The sequence below is a fragment of the Mesorhizobium sp. P3_A9 genome (genome assembly GCF_056402975.1).
The window spans coordinates 1-4,538 of record NZ_JBFUGJ010000423.1 but is presented as its reverse complement, the minus strand read 5'-3'; the positions used below and the strand labels follow the sequence as shown (position 1 = coordinate 4,538).

Sequence of the window (4,538 nt, the reverse complement as noted above, 5' to 3'; positions counted from 1 at the left end):
AAATCAGCGCGCGACGCCGTTGAGCTTGGCGAGCAGTGCGGTCTTGGTCTTGCGATCGACGAAGGCTGCCTCTATTGCCGTCCGGGTGACCGCGGCGAGCGCCTTGTCGTCCATCGCAAAATGCTCGGCGGCGATGGCGTATTCGCGCTTCAGCGACGTCCAGAAATAAGGCGGRTCGTCGGARTTGAGCGTCACCTTGCAGCCGGCCGCCTGCAGGSCGGGAAACGGATGGTCGGCAAAACTGTCGAACACCTTGAGCGCGATGTTGGAACCGGGGCAGCATTCCAGAACGATGCCTTCGTCGGCGATACGCCGGACAAGGTCCGGATTCTCGATGGCGCGCACGCCATGGCCGATACGGGAGGGTTTGATGTGGTCGAGTGCCGCCTGGACGGTCTCCCACCCCGTCAGTTCCCCGGCATGGATGGTGATGCCAAGCCCGGCCTCGCGCGCGATCTCGAAAGCCCTGACATAGTCCTCCATCTCGCCCATGCGCTCGTCGCCGGCAACGCCGAAGCCGGTGACCAGCGGATGCCCGCAACGCGCCGCGAAGCGCGCCGCCTGCTCGATCGACTCGACACCGACATGGCGCACGCCGGTGACGATCATGCGGCCCTCTATGCCGGTCTTGGCCTTGGCGCGGAGCATGCCTTCGCCAAGCGCGTCGGTATAGGCCTTGGGCGACAGCCCGGCTTTCGTCGCATGGTCCGGCGAGGTGAACACTTCGGAATAGATGGCCCCGTCGCGGGCAAGGCTGGTCAGATAGTGGTCGGCCAGCCGCGCATAATCTTCCTCGGTGCGGAACAGATCGGCGGAAAAGTCGTAAGCCGCGAGAAAGGAGGTGAAATCGTGCCAGACGAAGGAACCGTTCTGGATATAGGGCGACGTGTCCTTGCCGTATTTCTGCGCCTGGCGGACGACGAGTTCTGGCGCGGCTGCCCCTTCAATGTGGCAGTGCAGTTCCGCTTTCAAAGGCATTCAAACATCCCGTCGGTCAGTCCAGGTCTTGAAAACCCACCACCTGGAAGCGCGGCTGAACACCGCGCCTTAAACAATAGCGCCCACAGCATCGATCGGCTATGGTCCCGCCGGTTTTATGACGGATCAAAAAAATGTCAGTTGAGAGAACCACGGCCGCGGGCGGCATGGAAACCTCCTATGGTTTCAAGCGTGTAGGGGAAGGCGAGAAGCAGTCCCTGGTCAACGATGTTTTCCACAAGGTMGCCAACCGCTACGAYCTGATGAACGATCTGATGTCGGCYGGMCTGCACCGGCTGTGGAAGGAYGCCATGGTGACATGGCTYAATCCRCCGAARCGGSCRGGCTGGAAGGTSCTSGATGTKGCMGGCGGCACCGGCGACATCGCCTTCCGCATCGTCGCTGCCAGCCAGGGCAACGCGCATGCCACGGTGCTCGACATCAACGGCTCGATGCTCGGTGTCGGCCGCGACCGGGCCGAGAAAAAGGGCCTGTCCGGCAACACCGATTTCGTCGAGGCCAATGCCGAGGAATTGCCCTTCGCCGATGCCACATTCGATGCCTACACCATCGCTTTCGGCATTCGCAACGTGCCGCGCATCGAAGTTGCCTTGGGCGAAGCGTTCCGCGTGCTGAAGCCCGGCGGCCGGTTCCTGTGCTTGGAATTTTCCGAGGTCGAGATGCCGCTGCTCGACAAGGCCTACGAAGCCTGGTCGTTCAACGCCATTCCCAGGATCGGCAAGATGGTCACCGGCGACGGCGAGCCCTATTCCTATCTGGTCGAGTCGATCGCGAAATTCCCCAACCAGCAGAATTTCGCCGCGATGATTTCCCGCGCCGGCTTCGACCGCGTTTCCTTCCGCAACTATTCCGGCGGTATTGCCGCGCTTCATTCAGGCTGGAAGCTTTGAGGCGGCATCGCATTTCCCATCCTCGATATAGCTCRTGCCRGYCGCAAGGMCCGGCCTSGGTGCAGCCATGAGCAGCGTCRGCGCTGGTTTCAGGCTCGCACGGGCCGGCTGGGTGCTGGTGCGCGAGGGCGTCATCGCCGCCCTGCCGGGCGAGGAACTGTCCGGCCTGCCGAAATTCGGCTGGCGGCTGGCGCGGCTCTTCACCCGGCGGCGCGCGCTCGCCTATGAGCGCAGTGACCGGCTGGCCAAGGCGGTGGTCCGGCTCGGACCGTCCTATGTCAAGCTCGGCCAGTTCCTGGCGACGCGGCCTGACGTCGTCGGCAATGACATGGCGCTCGACCTCGCCATGCTGCAGGACAAGATGCACACTTTCCCGAAGGCCGAGGCGGTCGCGGCCATCGAAGCCTCGCTCGGGCGCAAGGTGGGCGATCTCTACGCCGCGTTTGGCGACCCGGTCGCCGCAGCCTCCATCGCCCAGGTTCATGCCGCCGAAACCATCCATGACGGTACCGCAACCAAGGTCGCGGTGAAGGTGATTCGGCCAGGCGTGCGCCGCCGCTTCTTCCAGGACCTTGAGAGCTATTTCCTCGCCGCCCGCATGCAGGAGAAATACATCCCCTCGTCGCGCCGGCTGCGGCCTGTCGAGGTGACCGAGACGCTGGCGCAGACCACCAAGATCGAGATGGACCTGCGCCTCGAGGCGGCGGCCCTGTCGGAACTCGGCGAGAACACCAGGGACGATCCMGGCTTTCGCGTRCCKTCCGTCGACTGGGAGCGCACCGGCCGYGACGTKYTGACCATGGARTGGGTCGACGGCRTCAAGATGAACRACRTYGMCGGCCTCGMRGCCKYCGGCCACGAYCTSAARRCSATCGCCGSCAAYCTSATCCAGTCGTTCCTGCGCCATACSYTGCGCGACGGCTTCTTCCATGCCGACATGCATCCSGGAAACCTGTTYGTYGAGGCGAATGGCACCATCGTCGCCGTCGATCTCGGTATTGCCGGCAGGCTGGGCAAGAAGGAGCGCCGCTTTCTCGCCGAAATCCTCTACGGTTTCATCACCCGCGACTATCTGCGCGTCGCCGAAGTGCATTTCGAGGCCGGTTATGTGCCGCGCCAGCACAATGTCGCGGCCTTCGCGCAAGCCATCCGCGCCATCGGCGAGCCGATCCACGGCCAGCCGGCCGAGACCATTTCCATGGCCAAGCTGCTGACGCTGCTGTTCGAAGTGACCGAACTCTTCGACATGGCGACAAGGCCGGAATTGATCCTGCTGCAGAAGACCATGGTGGTGGTCGAGGGCGTGGCGCGCACGCTCGATCCGGCCTTCAACATGTGGAAGACGGCGGAACCGGTGGTCGGCGGCTGGATTGCCGGAAACCTTGGCCCGCGCGGCATGATGATCGACGCGCGCGATGGCGCCAAGGCGCTGCTGACGCTCGCCCGTCAGATACCCGAGCTTGCCGCGCGCACGGACAGGCTATCGCGCGAAATCGACCTGATGGCCGAACACGGACTGCGCTTCGACGAGACCACCGCCCGCGCCATCGGCAAGGCCGAGGCGCGCTACAGCCGCTCAGGCCGCATGGCGCTGTGGGTGATCGCGCTGACGCTGATTTATATCGCCTGGAAGATTCTTTAGTTCCGACCCTTGGTTCCGCAACTTGCGGCAAATTGATTGCATTGCTATCATTGCCATCGAACAAGATGGGCGTAGTGCAATCACATGGCAAGCATCACGATCCGCAACCTTGACGATGAGGTCAAGGAGCTGCTGCGCCGATTGGCGGCGGAAAACAACCGCTCCATGGAAGAGCAGGCCCGGGTGATGATCCGGACCGCTGTCGACGGCCAGATCAGGCCTGGACGTATCGACCAGATCGAAAAGACTTTGCGCGACTTGGCTAGCACGCACGTTGCGGCGACGCAGGTTGCCTCGCCCGCAGGCAAAACCCTGCCGCGCGGCAGCCTCTCCGGCAAGCGCATCCTGCTCATCATCGGCGGCGGCATCGCCGCCTACAAGGCGCTCGACCTGATCCGCCGGCTGCGCGAGCGTGGTGCAGCGGTGCGCGTGGTGATGACATCAGCGGCACAGGAATTCATCACCACCCTGTCTGTCGGCGCGCTCTCGGCCGACCATGTCTTCACCGAATTGTTCGACCGCAATGACGAGCATGATGTCGGCCACATCAGGCTGTCGCGCGAGGCCGACCTTCTGGTGGTCGCGCCCGCCACCGCCGACCTGATGGCCAAGCTTGCCAACGGCCATGCCAACGATCTCGCCTCGACCGTACTCATCGCCACCGACAAGCCAGTGCTGATGGCGCCGGCGATGAACCCCAGAATGTGGTCGCATGCCGCGACGCGCCGCAACCGCGCGACACTGGGCAAGGACGGCATCGCCTTCATCGGCCCGGCCAAAGGCGAGATGGCCGAAAGCAATGAGGCCGGCGAAGGCCGCATGGCCGAGCCGCTGGAGATCGTCGCCGCGATCGAAGCGCTGCTCGATGCCGGTCCCAAGCCACTCGCGGGGCGCAAGATCATCGTCACCTCCGGCCCGACGCATGAGCCGATCGACCCGGTGCGCTATATCGCCAACCGTTCCTCCGGCAAGCAGGGCCATGCCATCGCCGCGGCGTTGGCCATGCT

4 protein-coding genes are annotated in these 4,538 nt (G+C 63.9%); 3 read left to right on the top strand and 1 reads right to left on the bottom strand.

Annotated features, from left to right (window positions below; all coding sequences use genetic code 11):
* Positions 1 to 3: 3 nt before the first annotated feature.
* Positions 4 to 978: an adenosine deaminase gene (locus AC1DX0_RS31600; RefSeq protein WP_477358354.1), complete on the bottom strand. Its 975-nt coding sequence runs from the start codon at positions 976 to 978 to the stop codon at positions 4 to 6.
* A gap of 134 nt (positions 979 to 1,112) precedes the next feature.
* Here AC1DX0_RS31600 and ubiE point away from each other — a divergent pair, with 134 nt between their 5' ends.
* The 3 genes from ubiE to coaBC all read left to right on the top strand — a co-directional run.
* Positions 1,113 to 1,889, top strand: a complete 777-nt coding sequence (gene ubiE, locus AC1DX0_RS31595) for a bifunctional demethylmenaquinone methyltransferase/2-methoxy-6-polyprenyl-1,4-benzoquinol methylase UbiE (protein ID WP_477358352.1) — start codon at positions 1,113 to 1,115, stop codon at positions 1,887 to 1,889.
* A gap of 67 nt (positions 1,890 to 1,956) precedes the next feature.
* Positions 1,957 to 3,531: a 2-polyprenylphenol 6-hydroxylase gene (gene ubiB, locus AC1DX0_RS31590; RefSeq protein WP_477358350.1), complete on the top strand. Its 1,575-nt coding sequence runs from the start codon at positions 1,957 to 1,959 to the stop codon at positions 3,529 to 3,531.
* An 84-nt stretch (positions 3,532 to 3,615) separates the two neighbouring features.
* A partial coding sequence (gene coaBC, locus AC1DX0_RS31585; RefSeq protein WP_477358348.1) for a bifunctional phosphopantothenoylcysteine decarboxylase/phosphopantothenate--cysteine ligase CoaBC occupies positions 3,616 to 4,538 on the top strand: 923 nt, incomplete at its 3' end.